A 22,110-nucleotide genomic window follows, 5' to 3' on the forward strand; every position below is an offset into this window, starting at 1 on the left:
CCTAACATGGTGGTGAACATAGTCAACCGCCGTGGACATATGTCACCAGTCGTTGACAAGTTCCCAGAACCTGCTTAGCGGGACCAAATCGGAAGTCGTTCGTTTCCAGCAACGACACCGCGGAGGATGTCCGGCCAAGGGCACGGATTGAGGGATCGGAAATGCATTCGAAGAACCGCCAGCTGCTCATCCCGGCTCTCGCAGCCGCGCTTGCCCTTTCCGGCTGCGGCGGAGGCGGTGCGCAGCCGCCCCAGCAGGGTGCGCCGCCCGTCACCGTCTCCGCGCCGCTGGTGCAGGACGTGGTAGACTGGGACGAGTTCGTCGGCCGCTTCGAGGCGATCCAGAATGTCGAGGTGCGCCCGCGCGCCTCGGGCTATCTCCAGGGCGTGTGGTTCAAGGACGGCCAGTTCGTCCGCAAGGGCCAGCTGCTCTTCACCATCGATCCGCGCCCGGCCCAGGCCGCGGTGTCGCAGGCCGTGGCGCAGGTCGCCCAGGCCAAGGCGACGCTCGCCAACGCCCAGACCGAATATGCCCGCTCGGAAGCTTTGGTCGCCCAGCGCGCCGCCAGCCAGGAAGAGCTCGAGCAGCGCCGCGCCGCGCTGCGCTCGGGCGCCGCGCAGGTGGCCGCCGCCGAGGCGAATCTGCGCGCCCGCCAGCTCGACCTCGGCTTCACCCGCGTCGTCGCGCCGCTGAGCGGCCGCATCTCGGAGCGCAAGGTGGACGTCGGCAACTCGGTGGCCGCCGACCAGACGGTGCTGACCACGATCGTCTCGGTCGATCCGCTCCACTTCGTCTTCCAGGGCTCGGAAGCTTTGCTGCTCAAGTATCAGCGCCAGGGCACCGGCACGCAGGACGGTACGCCGGTGAAGGTCAAGCTCAGCGACGAGACCGACTACACGCATACCGGCTCGCTCGACTTCGTCGACAATGCGCTCGACGCCGGTGCCGGCACGATCCGCGCCCGTGCGATCATCGCCAATCCGGGCGGCTTCCTGAAGCCCGGCATGTTCGGATCGGCCCGGCTCGAGGCGAGCAAGCCCTATCCGGCGCTGCTGGTGCCGGACACGGCGGTGATGGCCGATGCGGCCCGCCAGATCGTCTTCGTCGTCGACAAGAGCAACACGGTGACGGCGCGCCCGGTGCAGACCGGTCCGCTGCGCGGCAACCTGCGCGTGATCCGCTCGGGCCTGACCAAGGATGACCGGGTCGTGATCGACGGCACCCAGCGCGCCCGTCCGGGCGTCAAGGTCACGCCGCAGCCGGGCAAGATCACCGAGACGCCCGCCGCCTCGGTGCCGCCGTCCGATCAGCCCGCCGGCACCGCCCAGCCGGCCGGCAACCGCTAAGGATCGCGGCCATGAGCGAACCCCAGGCCCAGAAGCCCGAGGCGCAGACGCGCAGCGGCTTCTCCAGCTTCTTCATCGACCGGCCGATCTTCGCGGCCGTGATCTCGGTGTTCATCACCCTGATCGGCGCCTTCTGCTATCCGCTGCTGCCGCTGTCGCAATATCCCGAGATCGCCCCGCCGACGATCGCGGTGAGCGCCTTCTATGCGGGCGCCTCGCCGGAGATCATCGCCGAGACGGTCTCGACGCCGCTCGAGCAGGAGATCAACGGCGTCGAGGGCATGCTCTACATGAGCTCGTCCTCGACCCAGGGCGCATCGACCGTCACCGTCACCTTCAAGCCCGGCACCGACCTGGATGCCGCGCAGGTGCTGGTGCAGAACCGCGTCAACCTGGCCGTGCCGCGCCTGCCCGACCAGGTCCGCCAGATCGGCGTGACGGTGAACAAGCAGGAATCGGGCTTCCTGATGATCGTGGCGCTCACCTCGCCCGACAACAGCCTCGACGTCGACTATATGGGCAATTACGCCAACACGGTGATCCGCGACCGGCTGCTGCGCCTCGAGGGCGTCGGCACGGTGCAGATCTTCGGCGGCGGCAACTACTCGATGCGCGTCTGGATCGATCCGGACAAGGCGGCGGCGCGCAACCTGACCGCGGCGGAGATCGTCACGGCGCTCAAGGCGCAGAACATCCAGACCGCCGGCGGCGCGCTCGGCTCGGCACCGACGGGCAGGGACAATCCCTCGTTCGAAGTGCCGGTGGACGTGCAGGGCCGCCTCGCCACGGTCGAGCAATTCTCCAACATCACGGTCAAGGCCGACCCGACCGGCGCGGCGCTCACCAAGCTGGGCGACGTCGCGCGGATCGAGCTGGGCAGCCAGGATTATTCGATCCGCGGCTCGTTCGGCGGCAAGCGCGGCATCGCGCTCGCCATCGTCCAGCAGCCGGGCGCCAACTCGCTGAACGCGGCGGACCTGGTGCTCAAGGAGATGGACACGCTCAAGAAGGACTTCCCGCAGGGCCTTCAGTACACCATCCCCTACAACCCGACCGAATATGTCGCGGCATCGGTGGAAGCCGTGCAGCACACGCTGCTCGAAGCGGTGGTCCTCGTCGTCGTCGTCGTGGTGATCTTCCTCCAGACCTGGCGTGCGGCGGTGATCCCGATCGTCGCCATCCCGATCGCGCTGGTCGGCACCTTCGCGGTGCAGCTCGCGCTCGGCTATTCGATCAACTCGCTGTCGCTGTTCGCGCTGGTGCTCGCGGTGGGCATCGTGGTCGACGACGCGATCGTCGTGGTCGAGGCGGTGGAGAAGCATATCCGCGAGGGCAAAAACCCGCGCGAGGCGGCGCACCTGACGATGAAGGAAGTGTCGGGCGCGCTGGTCGCGATCGGCCTGGTGCTCGTCTCGGTGTTCATCCCGACCGCGATGGTCGGCGGCATCCCCGGCATCTTCTACCGCCAGTTCGCGGTGACGATCGCCGCGGCCTCGGCGATCTCGCTGCTCGTCTCGCTGACCCTGTCGCCGGCGCTCGCCGCGCTGCTGCTCAAGCCGCACCAGCATATCGACGCGGACAAGGGCCCGCGCTGGATGCGCCCGATCCGGGTCGGCGCGGACAAGTTCAACCAGGGCTTCGATTGGCTGTCGGACCGCTATGGCCGCGTCACCGGCCGGCTGATCCGCATGGGCCTGATCATGATGCTGATCTATGCGGGCCTGCTCGCGCTGACCGGCTGGCGCCTGACCGCCACGCCGACCGGCTTCATCCCCGAGCAGGACCAGGGCTTCCTGATCGGCGTCGTCCAGCTGCCGCCGGGCTCGTCGCTCGACCGCACCAGCGAAGTCGTCGACAAGGCCTATGACATCGCCGCCAAGACCGACGGCGTGATCGACGGCGCGGCGTTCGCCGGCCTGGACGGCGCGAGTTTCAGCCAGGCATCGAATGCGGGCGTGTTCTTCATCAAGCTGAAGGACTGGTCCGAGCGCGGCAAGAAGCAGAGCGCGGAGGCGCTGGCCGGCCAGCTGACCGGCGCGATCGCCGGGCAGATCAGCGGCGCCAACATCTTCATGATCGCGCCGCCCGCAGTGCAGGGCCTGGGCAACGGCTCCGGCTTCGTGATGATGATCGAGGACCGGGCGGCCAATGGCGGCTGGCGCGGGCTCGAGGGCGCGACCGGCGCGATGATGGGCGCGGCGATGCAGGAGCAGAAGGTCACCCAGGTCTTCTCGCTGTTCAACACCGCCAATCCCAAGATCCGCGCGGATGTCGACCGCGACAAGGCGCAGATCCTCGGCGTCGATCCCAGCCAGGTGTTCGACGCGATCGGCACCTATGTCGGCTCGACCTATGTCAACGACTTCAACCTGCTCGGCCGCACCTTCCGCGTGACCGCCCAGGCGGAGCCGCATGCGCGCGACGACCTCGCCGATCTCGGCCGCCTGCAGGTGCGCTCGTCGAGCGGCCAGATGGTGCCGGTGTCGGCGGTGGCGACCTTCCACCGCGACTCGGGCTCGTCGCGCGTGGTCCGCTACAATTTGCTGCCCGCAGTGGAGCTGCAGGGTGCCGCGGCGCCGGGCGTCTCCTCGGGCGATGCGCTCGCGGCGATGGAGGCGATGGCCAGCAAGGTGCTGCCGCAGGGCTATGGCTATGAATGGACCGGCCTTGCCTATCAGCAAAAGGCGGCGGGCAGCTCCTCGGCGCTGATCTTCGTCCTCGCCGTGGTGTTCGTCTTCCTCGTGCTGGCCGCCCAGTATGAAGCGCTGACGCTGCCGCTCGCGGTGATCCTGATCGTGCCGATGTGCATCCTGGCGGCGCTGCTCGGCGTGAACCTGCGGGGGATGGACAACAACATCCTCACCCAGGTCGGCCTGGTCGTGCTCATCGCGCTCGCGGCGAAGAACGCGATCCTGATCGTCGAGTTCGCCAAGCAGGGCGAGGAAGAGGGCATGAACCGGTTCGACGCGGCGATCCATGCCGCGCGCTCGCGCCTTCGTCCGATCCTGATGACCTCGTTCGCCTTCATCTTCGGCGTGGTCCCGCTGGCGATCGCCAGCGGCCCGGGCCAGGAGATGCGCCAGTCGCTCGGCACCGCCGTGGCGTTTGGCATGATCGGCGTCACCGTCTTCGGCCTGATCTTCACCCCGATCTTCTATGTGCTGCTGCGCAAATGGGGCGGCGGGAAGGTCAGCGCGAACGCGCCTTCGGTGCCCGAGACGCCTGCAACCGCGACGGGAGAAGCGCAGTGAAGCGTAGCATCATCCTGCTCGCCGCCGGCCTGACCCTGTCGGGCTGCGTGGTCGGCCCCAACTATGTCTCGCCCGCGCCCAAGGCGCCGGCCCAGGGCGACCTCAGCCAGGCGAGCGCGCCGGGCTTCGTGCCCGACGAGCCGCCGGCGGACTGGTGGAAGCTGTTCGACACGCCGGTGATCGACCGGCTGGTCGGCGAGGCGCTGAGCGCCAATACCGACCTGCGCGTCGCCGAGGCCAATTTGCGCCAGGCGCGGGCGGTGCTGCGCGAGACGCGCTCGCAGCGGCTGCCGAGCACCACGGTCAACGCCCAGGCGACGCATGCCCGTACCCCGGGCGCGGCGATGGGCATCCCCAACGCCTCGTTCGAAGGCGAGACCTACACCGTCGGCCTCGACGCCAGCTATCAGGTCGACCTGTTTGGCAAGATCACGCGCGCCATCCAGGCCGGGCGCGCCGATGTCGAGGCCAGCCAGGCCGCCTATGACCTGACCCGCGTCACCGTCGTCGCCGAGACGATCCGCGCCTATGCGGACGCCTGCGCCGCCGGCCAGCAGCTCAAGGTCGCCTCGCAGACGCTCAAGCTGCAGGAAGACACGTTCGACCTGACCCGCCGGCTCGAGGCCGGCGGCCGCGGCACCGGGCTGGAGACGGCCCAGGGCGGCGCGCTGCTCGAGCAGACCCGCGCCACCGTCCCGGTGTTCGAGGCGCAGCGCAAGGCGGCGCTGTTCCGTCTCGCCACGCTCACCGGCAAGCCGCCGGCCGAGGCGCCGACCGACGTTGCCGGTTGCGAGACGGTGCCCGTCGTGAAGCAGGCCATCCCGGTCGGCAATGGCGCGACGCTGCTCGCTCGCCGTGCCGATGTCCGCGCTGCCGAGCGCCGCCTGGCGTCGGCTACGGCGCAGATCGGCGTCGCGACCGCGGACCTCTATCCGAACATCTCGATCGGCGGTTCGATCGGATCGACCGCGCTCGATCCCAAGGACCTGTTCAACAGCTCGAGCTTCCGCTTCAGCGTTGGGCCGCTGCTCTCGTTCAGCTTCCCGAACATGAGCGTCGCCCGCGCGCGTATCGCCCAGGCCAGGGCAGGGGCGGATGCGGCGCTCGCCACGTTCGACGGCACCTGGCTCACCGCGCTGCGCGACACCGAGACGGCGCTCGCCAGCTATGTGGCGCAGGGCCAGCGGGTCGAGGCGCTGCGCCGCGGACGCGACCAGAGCGCCGAAGCCGCCCGCATCGCGCGGCTGCGCTACCGTGCCGGTGCCGAGCCGTTCCAGACGGTGCTCGATGCCGAGCGCTCGCTCGCCAACAACGAATTGTCGCTGGCGCAGGCCGAATCGGACTTCTCCGACGCCACCGTAACCCTGTTCCTCGCCCTTGGCGGGGGATGGCAGCAGTCTCCCCAGGGCTGAACTGCCACCCCTCGCCCCCGCGCCCCGCGTGCCTTTCGGCGCGCGGGGGCGCGGCTGTTTCGGCCGCCTGACGGCGCCGAACGCGGTTTTCTACCCGAAAGTGTAGCTGGACACAGCCCGCTTGAGCGTGACCATTTGGCTCGCTGCGGAGGCGTTTTCGCGCCTTTCGCTCCCTGTGCCCGACCAATAATGCAATGTGGCCTGACCATTCTATTGACACTTGTCGCGGTATCAGCCTTATTGGCCTGACACCGGTGGCCAGCATGGACTGGCAACGCACAAAAGCCGGGGACAGACGGGGAGGAGAGTCATGCGACGGACTACTCTATTTGCCAGTTCGGCGCTTTGCGCCGTCCTGATGGCGGCGCCTGCGCTCGCCCAGAATAGCAGCACGAATACCAGCAACGGCACCGACGGCCAGGCCAGCCCGCCACAGGCGGCGGAACCCACGCCTTCGGACCAGATCGTGGTTACCGGTTTCCGCCGGGCCTATGCCGATGCGCTCAACATCAAGCGCGAGTCCGATCAGATCACCGATTCGATCTCGTCCGACGGCCTGGGCCGCTTCCCGGACCTGAACGTCGGCGAGGCGGTGCAGCGCATCCCGGGCGTGCAGATCAACCGCGAGGCGGATTCGCGCAACGCGACGATCTCGCTGCGCGGCCTGCCGGGCTCGTTCGCGCGCACCACGCTGAACGGCGGCGGCTTCGCCGACCCGATCCTGGGCAGCGCGACCAACACTTCATCGACGCCGCTCGGCGCGTTCAATTCGGACATCTTCTCGGCGATCACCGTGATCAAGTCGCCCTCGGCGGCGAACCTTGCCGGTGGTCTTTCGGGCAATGTCGACCTGCGCATCGCCTCGGCGCTGAGCCGCAAGGCCGGCGGCTGGGCCAAGGCGTCCTATGAATATAACGACCTGGGCGACCTGGGCAGCCCGGCGATCTCGGCCGGCTACAATGCGCACATCACCGACAATTTCGCGGTGTTCGGCGTGGTCGCCTGGAAGGACGAGAAGTTCCGCCGCGATTCGATATCGGTGAACAGCTGGGCCAACCGGCTGGGCTCGATCCAGGTCGGCAACCAGGCGGTGCCGGCGTCGAACCCGACCTATCAGGCGCTGATGGCGCAATATCCGGGCGGCGTTTACTATCCCACCCAGGTCCGCCAGTTCGTCCGCCTCAACAAGGGCCATCTGCTGACCGGTGCGGCCGGTTACGAATGGCAGGCGACCGACAAGATCAAGTTCGGCGCCACCGGTTTCTATACCGAGCGCAACCTCGACCAGGGCACCAACCACCTGCTCTATATCGATACCTCGGCGGGCAATAACGGCACCGGCGCGCTGGGGCCGACTTCGGCGGTGGCGCATTTCACCAGCCTCGGCACGCCCTATGTCGTCCAGACCCCGAACGGGCCGCGCGCATACATCAACAAGTTCACCGCCGAGAATCTGCAGACCTTCGATTCGATCCGTTCCGAGCCGGCCAAGCAGAAGACCTGGGCGATCAACCCGACGATCGAGTTCAAGGACGATCAGTGGCGGGTGACCGCGCAGGGAACGATCTCGCGCGCGCAGGTGCTCGCCAACCAGATCGAGCTGGACATCATCCAGAATCCGTACCGCAATCTCAGCGGGCTGAACGGCATCACCGCCTCGGTCTATACCGGTGGCACGAGCCTGCAGAACGCGCAGTTCATCCTCAACACGCCCAATGCCTCGCACGTCCCGACCGGGGGCTATCCGCTCGCCTCACCGGCCAACCAGGCGACCCAGGCGGGCGCGCAGATGCCGGGCGCGCCGGCGAACACGCTGGGCGACCGCTTCGGCGTCACCGGCACCAACGGCCAGTCGTGGAACGCGCTCGACGCGATCCAGCTCGATATCGAGCGGAGCTTCGCGAACAGCTTCGTCTCGGGCTTCCAGGTCGGGCTGCGCTACGAGAACAACGAATATACTTCGATCGGCTCGCGCAACACCTCGATCGGCGCGATGACCGGCAATGTCACGCCGGGCATGTCGCTGGTGAACCCCTATGTCGGCGACTTCTTCGGTGGCACGGCCCCCGGCTACACCACCAACTGGCGCGACATGAACGTCAACCAGGTGCTGGGCGCGATCACGCCGGTGGTGCTCACCCCGCGCCCCTCGCAATTCGCCAACGGCCTGCCGACGCAATTCGCCTATGGCGCGCAATATGGCGTGTTCCTCACCCCATACGGGCTGGTGAACAACTACTGGGATCCGAACTACTGGAACAACAACTTCACCAACAGCAAGGAGGTCATGTCGGCCTATGCGATGGCGAAGTTCGACGGCGACCTATTCGGCATCCGTATCCGCGGCAATGTCGGCCTGCGCTACGAGACCACGACGCAGAAGATCGATGCGCTGGATTGCCGCAACTGCAGCGCCGGCCTGTCGCTGCAGCCGGGGCCGGTCAACCACAGCATGTCACGCCGGCTGTACAAGGACGATTACGATTATTGGCTGCCCTCGGCGATGTTCGCCGCGGACCTGACCAGCAAGCTCGTCCTGCGCGGTGCCTATTACCAGACCTATGTCCGCCCGCAGCCGCGCGACAATGTGCCGGCGACCTCGGTGCAGATCCCCGATCCGGCCGTGGTCGGCACGCCGACCTACAACGTCATCATCGGCGCGACCAACCTGAGCCCCTACACCGCGGATTCCTACGACCTGTCGCTCGAATGGTATAACCGCCCCGGCGGGGCCTTCGCGGTGGCGGTCTATCAGAAGGACATCCAGGGCTATGTCGGCCCGATCACCGATCGCCGCGTGCTGTGCCCGACCAACGGCCAGTATAACGGCATCGATTTCGGGCTGGGCCAGCTCCAGGACGACGGGGTCAACTGCAACATCGTCGGCAGCCCGACGGGGGCGCGGGTCCAGGCCAGCGGCATCACCAACCAGAACCCGATGCGCGTGCGCGGCGTCGAGGTCTCGGTGCAGCAGAACCTCGATTTCCTGCCGGGCTTCCTCAAGTATCTCGGCGGTGCGGCCAACTACACCTATACCGAGATCAGCGGGAAGGACACGCAGGGCAATCCGATCACGCTGCCCAGCGTCGCCAAGCACAACATCAACCTGATCGGCTATTACGAGACCAAGCTGTTCGGCCTGCGCGTGGTGTTCAACCATCGCGGCAAGTACGACCTGGCCGCCGGCAACAGCTTCGTCGGCGACGCCCGCACCGTGAAGGCGCGCAGCCAGCTCGATGCCTCGGCCTCGCTCAACATCATGAAGAACTTCTCGATCTCGCTCGACGCGTTCAACCTGACCAACGCGACCCGATCGGAATATGAGAGCGATCCGATGCTGCCGCGCCGTATCGACTATGACGGCCGGACCTATACGCTGACGATCCGCAGCAGCTTCTAGCGTCCCCTGACGCGGAGCGGCTATCTTCCGGCCGCTCCGCACCCCTTTCGGCGAGTCCCGTCCTGATGAAGCTTCTCCTCTCCAGCGCCGTCGCCCTGCTCGCGCTCGGTGCCGTTCCCGTGTCGGCGCAGGACAATGCGATCCTTGGCCCGGGCTTCGCGAAGAATATTCCCGCGAGCGATCCGGTGGCACGGCAGGTGATCGCCCGCGCCGATGCGGCGCTGGAGCGGGCGCCTGGCGCGATCCCCCAACTCCACACCGAAGGCACGCTGCCCGGCAAGGGCATCCGCGAGATCAGCCTCAAGGCCAAGCAGGACCAGCCGATCGTCATCGCGCTGGCGCTCGCCTGGCGGCTGACCGGCGACCGGCGCTATCTCGACCAGGCGGGCCGCTATCTGGAGAATTGGGCGGACGTCTACCAGATGTCGTTCAACCCGATCGACGAGACCGGCTTCGATGCGCTGATCCTCGCCACCGACCTGAGCGAGGACGACCTGCCGCCCGCGCTCAAGGCCAAGCTGGACGGCTTCTGGCGGAGGATGGCCAAGGGCTATCTCGATGCGATGGACGGCGCGCCGAAGAATTCCCACACCAACTGGCAGAGCCACCGCATCAAGCTGGCGACGATGGCGGCGTTCGAGGTCGGCGACGCGAAGCTGATCGAGCGCGCCCGCGCGGCGTTCCGCAAGCAGGTGGCCGGCAATATCCGACCCGACGGATCGGTGTTCGACTTCTACGAGCGCGATGCGCTCCATTATGTCACCTATAATCTCGATCCGATGCTGATGGCCGCGCTTGCGGCGCAGGCGCATGACCAGGCCTGGTACGACTGGAAGAGCCCGACGGGATCGAGCCTGGCGGGCGCGGTCAAATGGCTGGAGCCCTATGCGCTGGGCGAGAAGACCCATAGCGAGTTCGCCAATTCGAAGATCGCCTTCGACCGCGAGCGCGCGGCGGCCGGGCAGAAGGAATATGCGCCGCATCCCTGGGATCCGGGCAATGCCGTGAACACCTACGCGCTCGCCGCGGCGATCACCGGCATCCCCTATCGCGACTTCGCCGCCAAGCTTGCGGAACGCACCGGCCGCAAGCCGATCGACTGGGTAACGCTGATCGGGCGCTGAGCGGGAACCATCGGCGGGCGCCGCTGGTAGGAGCCTCCATGGAACCGCAGGAATCGCCGCCGCTTACGCCTCGTCGCCGGCGCGGGCTGGTGCTCATCCCGATCATCATCCTCGCGCTGGTGGTGGTGATCTTCGTCGGCCTGAACCTGAGCCACTACAAGCAGGTGGAGCAGGGCGAGGCAGTCGGCAACGCATCGGGCGTGCCGGGGCCGGACAATCGCTGACTTGGCCTAGCGGCGCGGGTGCATCGACAGCGATACGCGGAAGGGCGCCCAGCCGATCCGGCTGGCGAGCGCTTGCGGATCGGAGAGGACGAGATAGCCGGCGGCCCAGAGCGCCTCGTCGTCCTGCCGCATCGTCTTGACCACGCGGTTCACATGGACCGGGGTGAGCCCGGTCACGTCGGCGACCAGTTCCTGGGTGAGCGGATGCTCGAAGGCGTTGCCCCGAGTGAGGCCCGCCATCGACAGGCGCTCGAACAGCTCGAGGAAGAGATCCGCCAGCCGCTCGCTGGCGTTCATCCGGCCCAATCGGGTGATCTGGGCGAGGAGGAAGGCCTCGTCGAGCGCATGGCTGGTCGCATAGACGCATTCGAGCGAGGGGAAGTCCTGGGCGGACGGCGCCGAGCATATCTCCAGATCGGTCAGCGCCATGATCGTCGAGGTGGCGAGCGGCTGGGGCTGGTAGCAATGGCCGATCAGGTCGCCGGGGAGCAGCAGGCCCATGATCTGGCGGCGGCCATCGGGCAGGATGCGGATGCGCGCGGCCCAGCCCGACAGCAGGATCTGCGGCTCCATCACCGGCTTGCCCTCGGAGAGCAGCTCGTGTCGGACCGAGATACGGCGCGCGCGGCGTGCGGCCTCGTGCAGCGCGGCGCCAGCCGCTTCGTCGAACGTCCCCAATGCGGCCAGCCTGCGCAGGGCCGGGAGCGTGGGAGGCGGAGCAATGGCCGCCTGGCTCATGCGGCGGCTACCGGGGTGTGGCGCGGATGCCCGGTCGCGAGGGCGCGTACCGTTTCGAGGCCCTTTCCTGGCATCTGCTCATCCCCCTTCCGCGCCCCGTGCCGCGATCCTGTCCTGCGGCAACGAACGTCCCCATTCCGCATCCCGAGCTGGCCAGGCAGTGCCTCGATCAGCCCGCGCCCAAAGCTTTGAGGTCCGGGCTGAACCGGGAGGGGGACGCCCTCTCGCGTCCATCTAGGGTCGAGCCGAGGCAGCGCACCACAACCCATGTTGGTGCTCCTGTTTATGTCGCGCTGCCGCCAGCGCGGCCTTGGCCGATCTTCGATCGCATTGGCAGCGAGACATTCGGACGCCGCACCTGCGGCTCTGCGCGAACCGGGCGCGCGCTTCGGCAGGCACCGATCGGGATCGGGCATCGTCGCCTGCCTTGCAGGCTCAACGCATGGTGCCTGGCTTTGGACCCATCAAGGTCCGGATGCGACCGATCAGGCGGCCAGCGCCTCGCCGATCAGGCGGAAGAAGGCGCGACTGCCGGCCTGCTGCTCGACATGCCATTCGGGATGCCATTGCACCGCCAGCACCGGCGCGCCGTTCGGGCGGGCGGAGAAGCCCTCGACCAGCCCGTCCTCGGGCGAAAGCGCCTCCACGTCGAGCCCGGTGCCGAGCCGGTCGATGCCCTGACGGTGCACCGAATTGACCGCGAGCCGCGTCTCGCCGGTCGCGGCGGCGAGCACGCCGGTCTCGGTGAGCGTCACGTCATGGCCGTGGGTGAACAGGCATTCGAACGGCCGGCTGTCATCCTCGAGATGATGGCCGTCGAGATCGCCACGCAGCGTGCCGCCGAACAGCACGTTTAGCTCCTGCAGCCCGCGGCAGATGCCGAACACCGGGCGACCGGCATCGATCATCGCCCCGGCCAGCGCCAGCGCAACCTCGTCGCGCTGCTCGTCGAGCGGCGTCTGGTCCCAGCTGCCGCCATAGCGATGCGCCGCGACGTTCGAGCGCGAGCCGGTGAGCAGCAACCCGTCCAGCCGGCGCGCGATCGACCGGGCGTCGAGCGTGTCGGCGAGCGCCGGCACCAGCAACACGGTCGCGTCGGACAATCTGGAAAGCGGCGAGATGAAGCGGCTCGCCACCGCCTGGATCGGCCGCTCCGAGACTTCGTTGCAGCAAAGCACGCCGATCAGCGGTTTCATGCGCCATGCTCCGCCAGCCGGGCGCCGACATGATCCGCACCGCTGTCGTCGAGCCGCACCGCGCCGGGCTGCACGACCACGCTGCCCGCGGGGACGTCGTCGAGCAGCCAGACATTGCCGCCGATCGTGCTGCCGCGCCCGATCGTCACCCGGCCGAGGATGGTGGCGCCGGCATAGACGATCACGTCGTCCTCGAGGATCGGGTGCCGGGCGAAGCGCTCGCGCGGGCCGGCCGGTGCCAGGCCGAGCGGGCTGCGGCCCCCAAGGGTAACATGCTGGTAGAGCCGCACGTTGCGGCCGATGATCGAAGTCTCGCCGATCACCACGCCGGTGCCGTGATCGATGAAGAAGCTGTGCCCGATCACCGCGCCCGGATGGATGTCGATGCCGGTGCGGGCGTTGGCGAGCTCCGAGACGATCCGCGCGACGATCACGGCGCCGAGCGCATGAAGCTCGTGGGCGATGCGGTGATAGCGGATCGCCAGCGCGCCGGGATAGGAGACGAGGATCTCATCGACGCTGCGCGCGGCGGGATCGCCGACGAATGCCGCCTCGACATCGGCGTCGATCGCCGCGCGGATCTCCGGCAGGGTCGCGGCGAACAGGCGGACGATTGCCTCGGCCTGGTCGGGATCGAAGGGCTGGTCGGACTCGCGCTGCCAGTAATCGAGCTCGTTCCCGATCTCCTGGCCGAGCAGGCGGAATGCCTGGCCGAGATGCCCGGCGACGAAATCATCCTCGCGCGCCAGCCCGCCGCCAAAGCCGCCGAGCCGGGCGGGGAAGAGCGCCGCCGAAAGATGCTCCACCGCCTCCGCCAGCACGGCGGGGGAGGGGAAGCGCGTCACCGCATGGCGCCCGGCCTGGCGATCCCGCCAGGCCGAGCGCGCCGCATTGAGCGCGGATACCGCACCGGCGATCTCCGCCGAAAATGGCGACGAGAGAGGAGATGCCGTCACGGGTTCGCTCAATGCGCGATGTCGGGCTGCGCCACGGTGCGCAGATAGGAAGTGTGCTCGGTCCAGCCGGCGGGGAAGAGCGCACGCGCCTCCTCGGCGCCGACCGAGGGGAGGATGATCACGTCCTCGCCCCGCTGCCAGTCGGCCGGGGTGGCGACCTTGTGGTTGTCGGTCAGCTGCAGGCTGTCGATCGTGCGCAGAATCTCGTTGAAGTTGCGCCCGGTCGAGGCGGGATAGGTGAGGGTGAGGCGCACGCGCTTCTGCGGGTCGATCACGAAGACGGTGCGCACGGTCACCGTGTCCGAGGCATTGGGATGGATCAGGCCGAGCAGCTCGGAGATGCGCCGGTCGACATCGGCGATCAGCGGGAAGTTGAGCGAGGAGCCTTGCGTGCGGGCGATGTCGTTCGCCCAGTCGAGATGGCGGTCGACCGGATCGACCGACAGGCCGATCACCTTGACCCCGCGCCTGTCGAACTCGGGCTTGAGCCGGGCGACGGTGCCCAGCTCGGTGGTGCATACCGGGGTGAAGTCGCGCGGGTGCGAGAAGAGCACGACCCAGTCCTTGCCCGCCCAATCGTAGAAATTGAGCGTGCCGAAGGTCGATTCCTGGGTGAAGTCGGGGACGGTATCGAAGAGCTTGAGCGACATCGGGTCACCTTTGGCTGGGAGTCTCAGGCCGGTTTATGGGCGCTAGAATATCCCACTGAATTGGTAGGTGAATAAACAAATGCTTCTGCGGGGGCATGGCGAAACTAGGCTGTGGATAGCGCGTCGCCGGCACTGGACAGCCGCCGCGCCGGCTGGCTACGGGCCGCCAAATGCCTGTCATTGCCACCGTCATGAATTCGACCACCGGTCAGCCGATCCAGAAGATGAGCTTCGGCCGCATGCCCAAGCCCTGGGCCTCGTTCAATCTCGAGACCGGCGAGCTGGTCGCGATCGACCGCGTCGATATCGGCAAGCCCGCGCCCGGCAAGGTGGTGGTGCCGGTGCACGTCTGGGTCACGCCTAAGAAATAGCCTGGCGCCCCGCCGCCCGGGCAAAGCCCAGGATGTAGAGATAGGCGAGGGCCGGCACTGCGAAGGCCCAGCCGAGCCCCGCTGCGTCGGCGATTCCGCCGGCGAGCAGCGGCAGCGCCGCGCCCGGGCCGACCGCGAGGATGAGCAGCCCCGAGGTCGCCGCGGCCGGTGTGCCCGAACGCTCGAGTGTCAGCGCGAAGATCGTCGGGAACATGATCGAGTTGCACAGCCCCACGGCGAGCAGGCACCAGGCGCTGGCCGGTCCCGGCAATGCCAGCGAGGCGAGGCAGAGCGCTGCTGCGGCGGCGCCGGCAAGCGCGAGCAGGCGCGGTGCGGGCACGAAGCGAAGCAGCCAGCTGCCGAGGAACCGCCCCGCCAGCGAGCCGCCCCAATAGAGATTGGCGACCCGGGCGCCGGCTGCGTCGAGTGGCAGGCCCAGCGTGTCGACCTGGGCAAGATAGAGGATCAGCGTGCTGCCGATCGTCACCTCCGCTCCGACATAGAGCGCGATGCCGAGCGCACCGAGCAATGCCCAGCGCGAGCGCAGCGCGGCGAGGGCGCCGCCGGCGGCGGGCGGCTCGGGGATATGCGCGGCGGCGATGCTGCGGCGGGCGAGGAGCGACAGCAGGGCGAGGCCGGCGAGCAGTAGCGCCATGACCAGATATGCCTGGGCCATCGCGTCGATGCCGGCGGCACGTTCGGCGGCGGAGCGGATCGGCGCGGCCGACTGGAACACCGGCCCGGCCAGCACGAAGCGCGCGCCGAAATGGACGCCGCAGACGACGCCGAGGGCGTTGAACGAATGGGCGAGGGTGAGCCGATAATGGCTATGCTCGGGCGGGCCGAGTGCGGCGGCGAGCGGATTGGCGGCGACCTGGAGCAGGGTGACGCCGCTCGCCAGCACGAAGATCGCGCCAAGCACCAGGGCGAAGTCGGGCAGCCAGCGTATGCCCTGCATCGCCAGGCACCCCGCCGCCATCCCGGCCAGCGCCAGCCAGATCGTCTGCACCGCGCCGGCCCGGGCGAGCAATGAAGCGGCGGGGAGCGACAACAGCGCGAAGGCGAGGAACGAAGCGATCTGGGTGAGCAGCGCCTCGGTATAGCTCAGCCCGAACACCCGCCTCGCCGCGGCGATCAGCGGATCGTTGTTCGCGCAGATGAACCCCCAGCCGAAGAACAGCGCCGTGACGCTGGCAAAGGCGAAGCGGGCCGGGCGTGCGCTCAACGCGGCTTGCGCCACCGGAAGGTCGCGGCGCCCTGCGCGGCGAGGCGATAGGCGAAGTGGTTGCCCTCGGCCGAGACGGTGAGGTCGCGCGCCTGCTTGCCGGCATTGAAGGCGATCAGCACGCGGGTGCCGTCGGGATTGGCATAGGCGACGGTCTCGATCCCGCCCGGCTCGCTGGTCGCCGCGATCCGCGTGGCGTCGGGGCGGACGAAGCGCGAGGCCTGGCCGAGGGCATAATATTCGGGATTGCGGGTGATCGCGCCGGTCCTGCTGTCGATCGTCACCACGCCGCGGCAATCGCCGCAGCCGCCGAGATGCGGCCCGTGATTCTCGTCGAGCGCGAGGTTCCACATCAGCACGCCGCGCGCCCAGTTGAGGGGGGCGCCCATCACCAGGGTGCGCAGCGTCCAGCTCCAGCTGTCCGCCCAGGCGCCGGACCAGTTGCCGCCCGAGCATTCGGTGAAGAACACGTCCTTGCCGGGATAGGCCTCGCGCACCTTGGTCTGCGCCGAGACGTCACCGCCATAGCAGTGCCAGGCGACCCCCGCGACATGGCGGTTGGCGGCCGGATCGGCGAGGACGCCGAGCGGATGCTCGGGTTTATCCCAGTTATGGTCCCAGTCGAGGATGCGGGTCTTCAGCCCCAGTCGCGCGAATTCGGGGCCGACATGGTCGCCGATGATCCGCGCGCGTTGGGCGGCGCTCAGGCGCATGCCGGGATAATTGTCCGGCTCGAAATCGGGCTCGTTCTGGATGCTGAGATAGTCGATCGGCCCGATCGCGGCGCTGAAGCCCTGCACCGTCCGGCCGAGATAGCGGGCGAAGGGGGCATAGGCTTGCTCCTTGAGCGTGCCCTTCACCAGCGAGTCGGTCGATTTCATCCAGCCCGGCGCGCTCCACGGCGAGATCATCACCGCGAGCTTGGGATTGATCGCCCGGGCGGCGCGGGCGGTGGGGAGGACATCCTGCCGCGCGGGCGCGATCGAGAAATGGGCGAGGGCGGGATCGGCCGCGCCCTTGGGCATGTCGTCATAGCTGTAATGGCTGCGCGAGAAGTCCGAGGCGCCGACGGTCAGCCGGGTGAAGGCGAAGCCCAGGCCTTCGCTGCCGAACAGCTCGCGGAGCAATGCGGTGCGCTGGCGGGGGCTCAGCTTGCGCTGGATCAGATATGCCGAGGCATCGGTGATCGCGGCGCCGAAGCCGACCATCTTCTGGTAGCGCTTCGCCGGATCGACCGCGATCGCGCCGGTGGCGCCGCGCTCGAGCGGGACCGGGGCCTGCCGGGCGAGCAATGCCGACTTGTCGGGCAAGGTGAGCCAGACCTCGACCTGCGGCCGGGGCGCGGGCGCCGCGGCGGTGGCGGCGAGGAGGGCAAGGGCGGGCAGCAAGCGCATCATTTCTCTCCTCGGCAGGGCGTCGGCAAGGGGGTGGTGCGTGCATCGACGCAGGGAAATCGGGCTGTTAGGCTTGAGCGATCATGACACCCATCCGCATCCGGCACGACGTCACGCCCGAAGCCTTTCAGGAGATCCGCGCGGCCGGCGAGCCAGTGGTGATGCAGGGACTGGCGGCGGACTGGCCGCTGGTGCGCGCTGCCGACGCCGCCGACTTTCTGCGCGGGCTCGCCTTGCCCGGGGCGGTGCACTTCATGCGCGCGCCGCCCGAGGTCGATGGGCGCATGCATTACGGCGCGACGATCGGCTCGCGCAATTTCACTCGCGAGGAGGCGAGCTTCTCCGGCTTTCTCGATCTGCTCGCTGAGCAGGCCGGGAAGGAACGGCCGGACGCCATCGCCTTGCAGGGGCTGCCCGCGCCGCAGCTGATGCCCGGCTTTGCCGAGGCGCATCCGATGGCCCTCGTCCCCGGCGTCTCGCCGCGGCTGTGGATCGGCAATGCCGCCAAGGTCGCGATCCATCACGACCCGACCGAGAACATTGCCGTGGTCGGGGCCGGCCGCCGCCGCTTCACTTTGTTCGCGCCCGACCAGGTGGGCAATCTCTACATGGGCCCGTTCGACCCGACCCCGGCGGGCGTGCAGGTGAGCATGGTCCATCTGACCGCGCCCGATCTCGAACGCTATCCGCGCTTCGCCGCGGCGATGGCGGCGGCGCGGGTCGCCGAGCTCGATCCGGGCGACGCGCTCTACATCCCCTATCAATGGTACCACCATGTCGAGGCGCTCGACCGGTTCAACGTGCTGGTGAACTATTGGTGGGACCCGGTCGCCGACGCCTCGCCCTGGGAGGCGATGATGCACGGCTTCGTCAGCCTGCGGAGCCTGCCGCCCGACCAGCGCCGCGCCTGGCGGGCGATGTTCGACCGCTATGTCTTCCTGACCGACGGCGATCCGGGCGCCCACCTGCCGCCCGAGGCGCGCGGGGTGCTCGGCGCGACGTCGCCCCAGGCGATCGCGCAGATGCGGGCGATGCTGTTCGACGGGCTGCGGAAGCGGTTGGGGCGGTAGGAGGGGCCTTCTGCTCTTCTTCGTCACCCCGGCCTTGTGCCGGGGTGACGGGATGGATAGGGAGCCTCCCGGCTTCCGCAGGCGGCTCAGGCCGCGCATGTCTTCGCCACGAACTCGGCATGGCTCGGCATCACGGCGACGCATTTGGCGATCACCCGCTGGACGTTGCCGAGATACTCCTCGACCTGCGCCTCGGGCCGGATGTCGACCAGCGGGTCATAGCCGCGCGGGATCACGCCCTGGCCGAGGAACACCTGGATCCAGCTCTCCTCGGTGAACAGCTCGTCGTCCTCGCGGAAGACCCGGCCATTGGCGGCGAACAGGTCGATCTTGCGCCGAAGCGTGTCGGGCACCTCCATGTCGCGGCACTGGCGCCAGAAGGGCGTGTCGTCACGCTCGGTCGCCTTGTAGTGGAGGATGATGAAATCGCGGATCCGCTCATACTCGAAGTCGGTCTGGCGGTTGAACTCGGCGATCGTCGCGGGATCGAAGCCGCCATCGGGGAGCAGCCGGACGAGCCGGATCACCGAGGACTGGATCAGGTGGATGCTGGTCGATTCGAGCGGCTCGAGGAAGCCCGAGGCGAGGCCGATCGCGACGCAGTTCCGGTTCCAGATCCGCTTGCGCTTGCCGGTGGTGAAGCGAAGGCGATTGGGCTCGGCGAGCTGCTCGCCGTCGAGGTTCGAGAGCAGCTGCGCCTCGGCTTCTTCGTCCGAGATATGCGCGCTCGAATAGACATGGCCGTTGCCCGTGCGGTGCTGGAGCGGGATGCGCCATTGCCAGCCGGCGGTGCGCGCGGTGGCGCGGGTATAGGGCGTGAAGGGCTCGGTCCGCGCGCAGGGCACGGCGATGGCGCGGTCGCAGGGCAGCCAGTGCGTCCAGCTTTCATAGCCGGTCTGCATCGCCTGCTCGATGATCAGCCCGCGAAAGCCCGAGCAGTCGATGAACAGGTCGGCGGCGATCGTCTCGCCGTCCGCCATCGTCACCGATTCGACGAAGCCGTCCGCGCTGCGTAGCGTGACGTCCGCCACCTTGCCCTCGCGCCGGATCACGCCGCGCGCCTCGGCATAGCTGCGCAGGAACCTCGCATAGAGGCCGGCGTCGAACTGGAAGGCATGGGCGATGTGGCCGATCGGGCTCTCGGCCATCTTGGGATCGGCGCGCAGGAACTTGTTGGCGCGCGCCGCGGCGCTGTTGATCGAATAGGCGGAGAAATCGGCGGCGCGGCCCTGGGGGCGCATCTTGAGCCAGTACTGGTGGCAGCGCAGCCAGCCTAGGTCCTGGCCGATCACGCCGAAGCTGTGGAAATAGGCGTCGCCCAGCCGCGTCCAGTCAACGAACTCGATGCCGAGCTTGAAGCTGCCCTGGGTGCGGCGGACGAAGTCGTTCTCGTCGATCTCGAGCAACTCGTTGTACTTCTTGATCGCCGGGATCGTCGCCTCGCCGACACCGATCGTGCCGATCTCCTCGCTCTCGATCAGGGTGATCTCGTACAGCCCCTGGAAGAGCTTGCCGAGCAAGGCGGCGGTCATCCAGCCCGCCGTGCCGCCGCCCACGATCAGGATGCGCTTGATCTGCTGCATCGCTTTTCATCCCCTGTTGTCACCCCGGCCTTGTGCCGGGGTCCACTGTGCCTCGCGGGCCGGCGTGGAGCCTCTTGTCCGCAGCTTGCCTCCCGGTGGACCCCGGAACAAGTCCGGGGTGACGGGGGAGGGTGTTCAGCACGTCGCCGGTAGCGCCGGCTCCGGCAGCGCGCCGGTGTTGGCCGGCCTGGCGTAACTCAGGCCGTAGCCGCGGGCGAACTGCACCACCTCGCCCGGCCCCTCGCCGGTGGAGCAGGCCGAGCCCGGCCAGGCGAAGGACAGGCGGCCGGTGAAGTCGTGGCGCCTGCCGACGAGCAGGTCGGCCAGGCCCGCGCCTTCGGTGCCGGGCAGGAAGGCGGCGACAAAGGCGTCGGACAGGTTGATCAGGTCGTTGGCATAGGCGGGGCGGCCCGAATAGAGCAGCGAGACCACCGGCACGCCCTTGCCCGAGACGCGGCGGAGCACCGCGAGATCGTCGGGGTATAGCGCGCTGTGCGCCACCGGCTTCGGCGCGCGGACATCACCATGATATTCGGCATAGGGCGTCTCGCCGATCACTGCGACGACCGCGTCGAACTTGCTCGGGTCCACGCCCTTGCCGTCCGCGTCGAAGGTGACGTTCGAGGCGCCGAGCGCATCGCGCAGCGCGGCGAGCAGGGTGGTGCCGCCCTTGAAGTCGCGGTTCCGGTTCTCGGTGCCCTGCCAGGTGAGCGACCAGCCGCCGGTCTGGTTGGAGAGGCTGTCGGCGCTGGCGCCGACTACCAGCACGCGCTTGCCCGGCGCGAGCGGTAGTGCGCCCTGGTTCTTGAGCAGCACCACCGACTTGCGCACCGCCTCGCGGCCCAGGTCGCGGGCGTCGAGCGCCTCGGCCCTGCCGGCATAGGCGCTGGTGTTCGGATTGCGGTCGAACAGCCCGGCGCGCAGCTTGATGCGCAGGATGCGGGTGACCGCGTCATCGATGCGCGCCTCGGCGATACGGCCCGCGCGGACATCGGCGACGGTGTTGGCGATGAACGCCTTCCAGTCGTCGGGCACCATGATCATGTCGATCCCGGCATTGACCGCCTGGGGGCAATGATCCTTGGCGCAGCCGGGCACCTGCTGGATGCCGTTCCAGTCGGAGACGACGAGGCCGTCGAAGCCGAGCCGGGCCTTGAGCACATCGGCGATCAGCTCGCGATTGCCGTGCATCTTGCCATAGTCCTTGCCGGCGCCGGTGTCGTTCCAGCTGTTGTACGAGATCATCACCGTCTGCACGCCGGCCTTGAGCGCGGGATAATAGCCGGCGCCCTGGACCTGGATCATGTGGGTGCGCGCGGCGCGGTTCTCGCCCTGGTCGATGCCGTCGAAGGTGCCGCCGTCGCCCAGATAATGCTTGGCGGTGGCGACCACGTCGCCGTCGCCGGTCAGCCCGCCCTGCAGGCCGCGGACCATGGCGCGCGCATAGGATGCGACGAGCGCCGGATCGCTCGAATAGCTTTCATAGGTGCGGCCCCAGCGACGGTTCTCGCCCACAGCCAGCGTCGGCGCGAAGACCCAGGAGATGCCGGTGGCGCGCACCTGCCTGGCGGTGGCGCGACCGATCCGCTCGACCAACGCGGGGTCATGCGCCGCGCCCAGGCCGATATTGTGCGGGAACAGCGTGGCGCCGGCGACATTGCCATGGCCGTGGACCGCGTCGGTGCCCCAGATGACGGGCACCTGCACCGCCATGTCGGTCGACATCGAGGCGCGGTAATAGGCGTCGGACAGGGCGGTCCAGTCGGTGACCGCAGCGTCCTTCTTCTGCCCGGGCCAGGCGCCGCCGCCGTTGAGCACCGAGCCGATATAATAAAGGCGCACCTCGTCTGGGGTGATCGAGCGGATGTCCGCCTGGGTGATCTGGCCGATCTTCTGCTCGAGCCTCATGCCCCTGAGGATGGTCGCGATCCGCGCCTCCATCGCCGCGTCGCGCGGCGTGGGGGAGCGCAGGGCCGGCCAGTCCTTGCCGTGCCAGAGCAGGTCGCCGCCCGGACCGGTGCCGGCGCAGCTCGCCAGCAGGGGGAGGACCAGCCAGAGGCCGGATCGCAGAGCTTTCATGTTCGACACTCGTACTGGGGGCCGAGCCTGCGGCCGCGCGGATAAAAGAGGGGAGGCGCCGGCATTGCCGTGCACCTCCCCTCGAACGCCC

The 22,110-nt window shown here is 68.4% G+C and carries 16 protein-coding genes; 8 read left to right on the forward strand and 8 right to left on the reverse strand.

Annotated elements, in window-relative coordinates; genetic code table 11:
* Positions 1–161 precede the first annotated feature (161 nt).
* The 6 genes from J2W22_RS07075 (at position 162) to J2W22_RS07100 (ending at position 10,757) form a co-directional block, all read left to right on the forward strand.
* Entirely contained in the window at positions 162–1,346 is a 1,185-nt protein-coding gene (locus J2W22_RS07075; RefSeq protein WP_307117544.1) for an efflux RND transporter periplasmic adaptor subunit, read from the forward strand.
* Between the two features lie 11 nt (positions 1,347–1,357).
* Complete coding sequence (locus J2W22_RS07080) at positions 1,358–4,597, forward strand: efflux RND transporter permease subunit (protein ID WP_307117545.1); 3,240 nt, start codon at positions 1,358–1,360, stop codon at positions 4,595–4,597.
* The gene (locus J2W22_RS07085) at positions 4,594–6,009 is read left to right on the forward strand and encodes an efflux transporter outer membrane subunit (RefSeq protein ID WP_307117546.1); all 1,416 of its coding nucleotides are present in this window, start codon (positions 4,594–4,596) and stop codon (positions 6,007–6,009) included. Before J2W22_RS07080 ends, J2W22_RS07085 begins: the two co-directional genes overlap by 4 nt.
* 310 nt (positions 6,010–6,319) lie before the next feature.
* Positions 6,320–9,409, forward strand: a complete 3,090-nt coding sequence (locus J2W22_RS07090; protein ID WP_307117547.1) for a TonB-dependent receptor — start codon at positions 6,320–6,322, stop codon at positions 9,407–9,409.
* A gap of 65 nt (positions 9,410–9,474) precedes the next feature.
* A complete protein-coding gene (locus tag J2W22_RS07095; protein WP_307117548.1) occupies positions 9,475–10,533 on the forward strand; it encodes an alginate lyase family protein in 1,059 nt (352 codons plus the stop codon).
* Positions 10,534–10,571: 38 nt separating this feature from the next.
* Positions 10,572–10,757: a hypothetical protein gene (locus J2W22_RS07100; protein ID WP_307117549.1), complete on the forward strand. Its 186-nt coding sequence runs from the start codon at positions 10,572–10,574 to the stop codon at positions 10,755–10,757.
* Between the two features lie 6 nt (positions 10,758–10,763).
* Here J2W22_RS07100 and J2W22_RS07105 read toward each other — a convergent pair whose 3' ends face one another.
* From J2W22_RS07105 to J2W22_RS07120, 4 genes are all read right to left on the reverse strand, one after another.
* Positions 10,764–11,435 (reverse strand): Crp/Fnr family transcriptional regulator, encoded by a 672-nt coding sequence (locus J2W22_RS07105; RefSeq protein WP_307117550.1) that lies wholly within the window; start codon positions 11,433–11,435, stop codon positions 10,764–10,766.
* A 545-nt stretch (positions 11,436–11,980) separates the two neighbouring features.
* Complete coding sequence (locus tag J2W22_RS07110; protein WP_307117551.1) at positions 11,981–12,691, reverse strand: gamma-glutamyl-gamma-aminobutyrate hydrolase family protein; 711 nt, start codon at positions 12,689–12,691, stop codon at positions 11,981–11,983.
* Positions 12,688–13,647 carry a serine O-acetyltransferase EpsC gene (gene epsC / locus J2W22_RS07115; protein ID WP_307117552.1) on the reverse strand — a complete coding sequence of 320 codons (960 nt, stop codon included), beginning with the start codon at positions 13,645–13,647 and terminating at the stop codon, positions 12,688–12,690. The genes J2W22_RS07110 and epsC overlap by 4 nt, the downstream gene beginning before the upstream one ends.
* An 8-nt stretch (positions 13,648–13,655) precedes the next feature.
* A complete protein-coding gene (locus J2W22_RS07120) occupies positions 13,656–14,297 on the reverse strand; it encodes a peroxiredoxin (protein WP_307117553.1) in 642 nt (213 codons plus the stop codon).
* A 170-nt stretch (positions 14,298–14,467) separates the two neighbouring features.
* Here J2W22_RS07120 and J2W22_RS07125 point away from each other — a divergent pair, with 170 nt between their 5' ends.
* Positions 14,468–14,668 (forward strand): hypothetical protein, encoded by a 201-nt coding sequence (locus tag J2W22_RS07125; RefSeq protein ID WP_307117554.1) that lies wholly within the window; start codon positions 14,468–14,470, stop codon positions 14,666–14,668.
* Here J2W22_RS07125 and J2W22_RS07130 read toward each other — a convergent pair.
* Both J2W22_RS07130 and J2W22_RS07135 read right to left on the reverse strand, forming a co-directional pair.
* A complete protein-coding gene (locus J2W22_RS07130) occupies positions 14,658–15,893 on the reverse strand; it encodes an MFS transporter (protein ID WP_307117555.1) in 1,236 nt (411 codons plus the stop codon). The genes J2W22_RS07125 and J2W22_RS07130 overlap by 11 nt on opposite strands.
* Positions 15,890–17,287 (reverse strand): glycoside hydrolase family 30 protein, encoded by a 1,398-nt coding sequence (locus tag J2W22_RS07135; RefSeq protein WP_307117556.1) that lies wholly within the window; start codon positions 17,285–17,287, stop codon positions 15,890–15,892. Before J2W22_RS07135 ends, J2W22_RS07130 begins: the two co-directional genes overlap by 4 nt.
* 83 nt (positions 17,288–17,370) lie before the next feature.
* On the opposite strand from J2W22_RS07135, the gene J2W22_RS07140 reads away from it, so the two are divergent.
* A complete protein-coding gene (locus J2W22_RS07140; protein ID WP_307117557.1) occupies positions 17,371–18,357 on the forward strand; it encodes a cupin-like domain-containing protein in 987 nt (328 codons plus the stop codon).
* A gap of 86 nt (positions 18,358–18,443) precedes the next feature.
* Here the strand turns inward: J2W22_RS07140 and J2W22_RS07145 are convergent, their stop codons facing one another.
* Positions 18,444–19,940: a tryptophan halogenase family protein gene (locus J2W22_RS07145; RefSeq protein ID WP_307117558.1), complete on the reverse strand. Its 1,497-nt coding sequence runs from the start codon at positions 19,938–19,940 to the stop codon at positions 18,444–18,446.
* A 135-nt stretch (positions 19,941–20,075) separates the two neighbouring features.
* The gene (locus J2W22_RS07150; protein ID WP_307117559.1) at positions 20,076–22,019 is read right to left on the reverse strand and encodes a glycoside hydrolase family 3 protein; all 1,944 of its coding nucleotides are present in this window, start codon (positions 22,017–22,019) and stop codon (positions 20,076–20,078) included.
* Between the last annotated feature and the right edge of the window lie 91 nt (positions 22,020–22,110).

This window comes from Sphingomonas kyeonggiensis (assembly GCF_030812785.1).
Classification (GTDB): Bacteria; Pseudomonadota; Alphaproteobacteria; order Sphingomonadales; family Sphingomonadaceae; genus Sphingomonas; species Sphingomonas kyeonggiensis_B.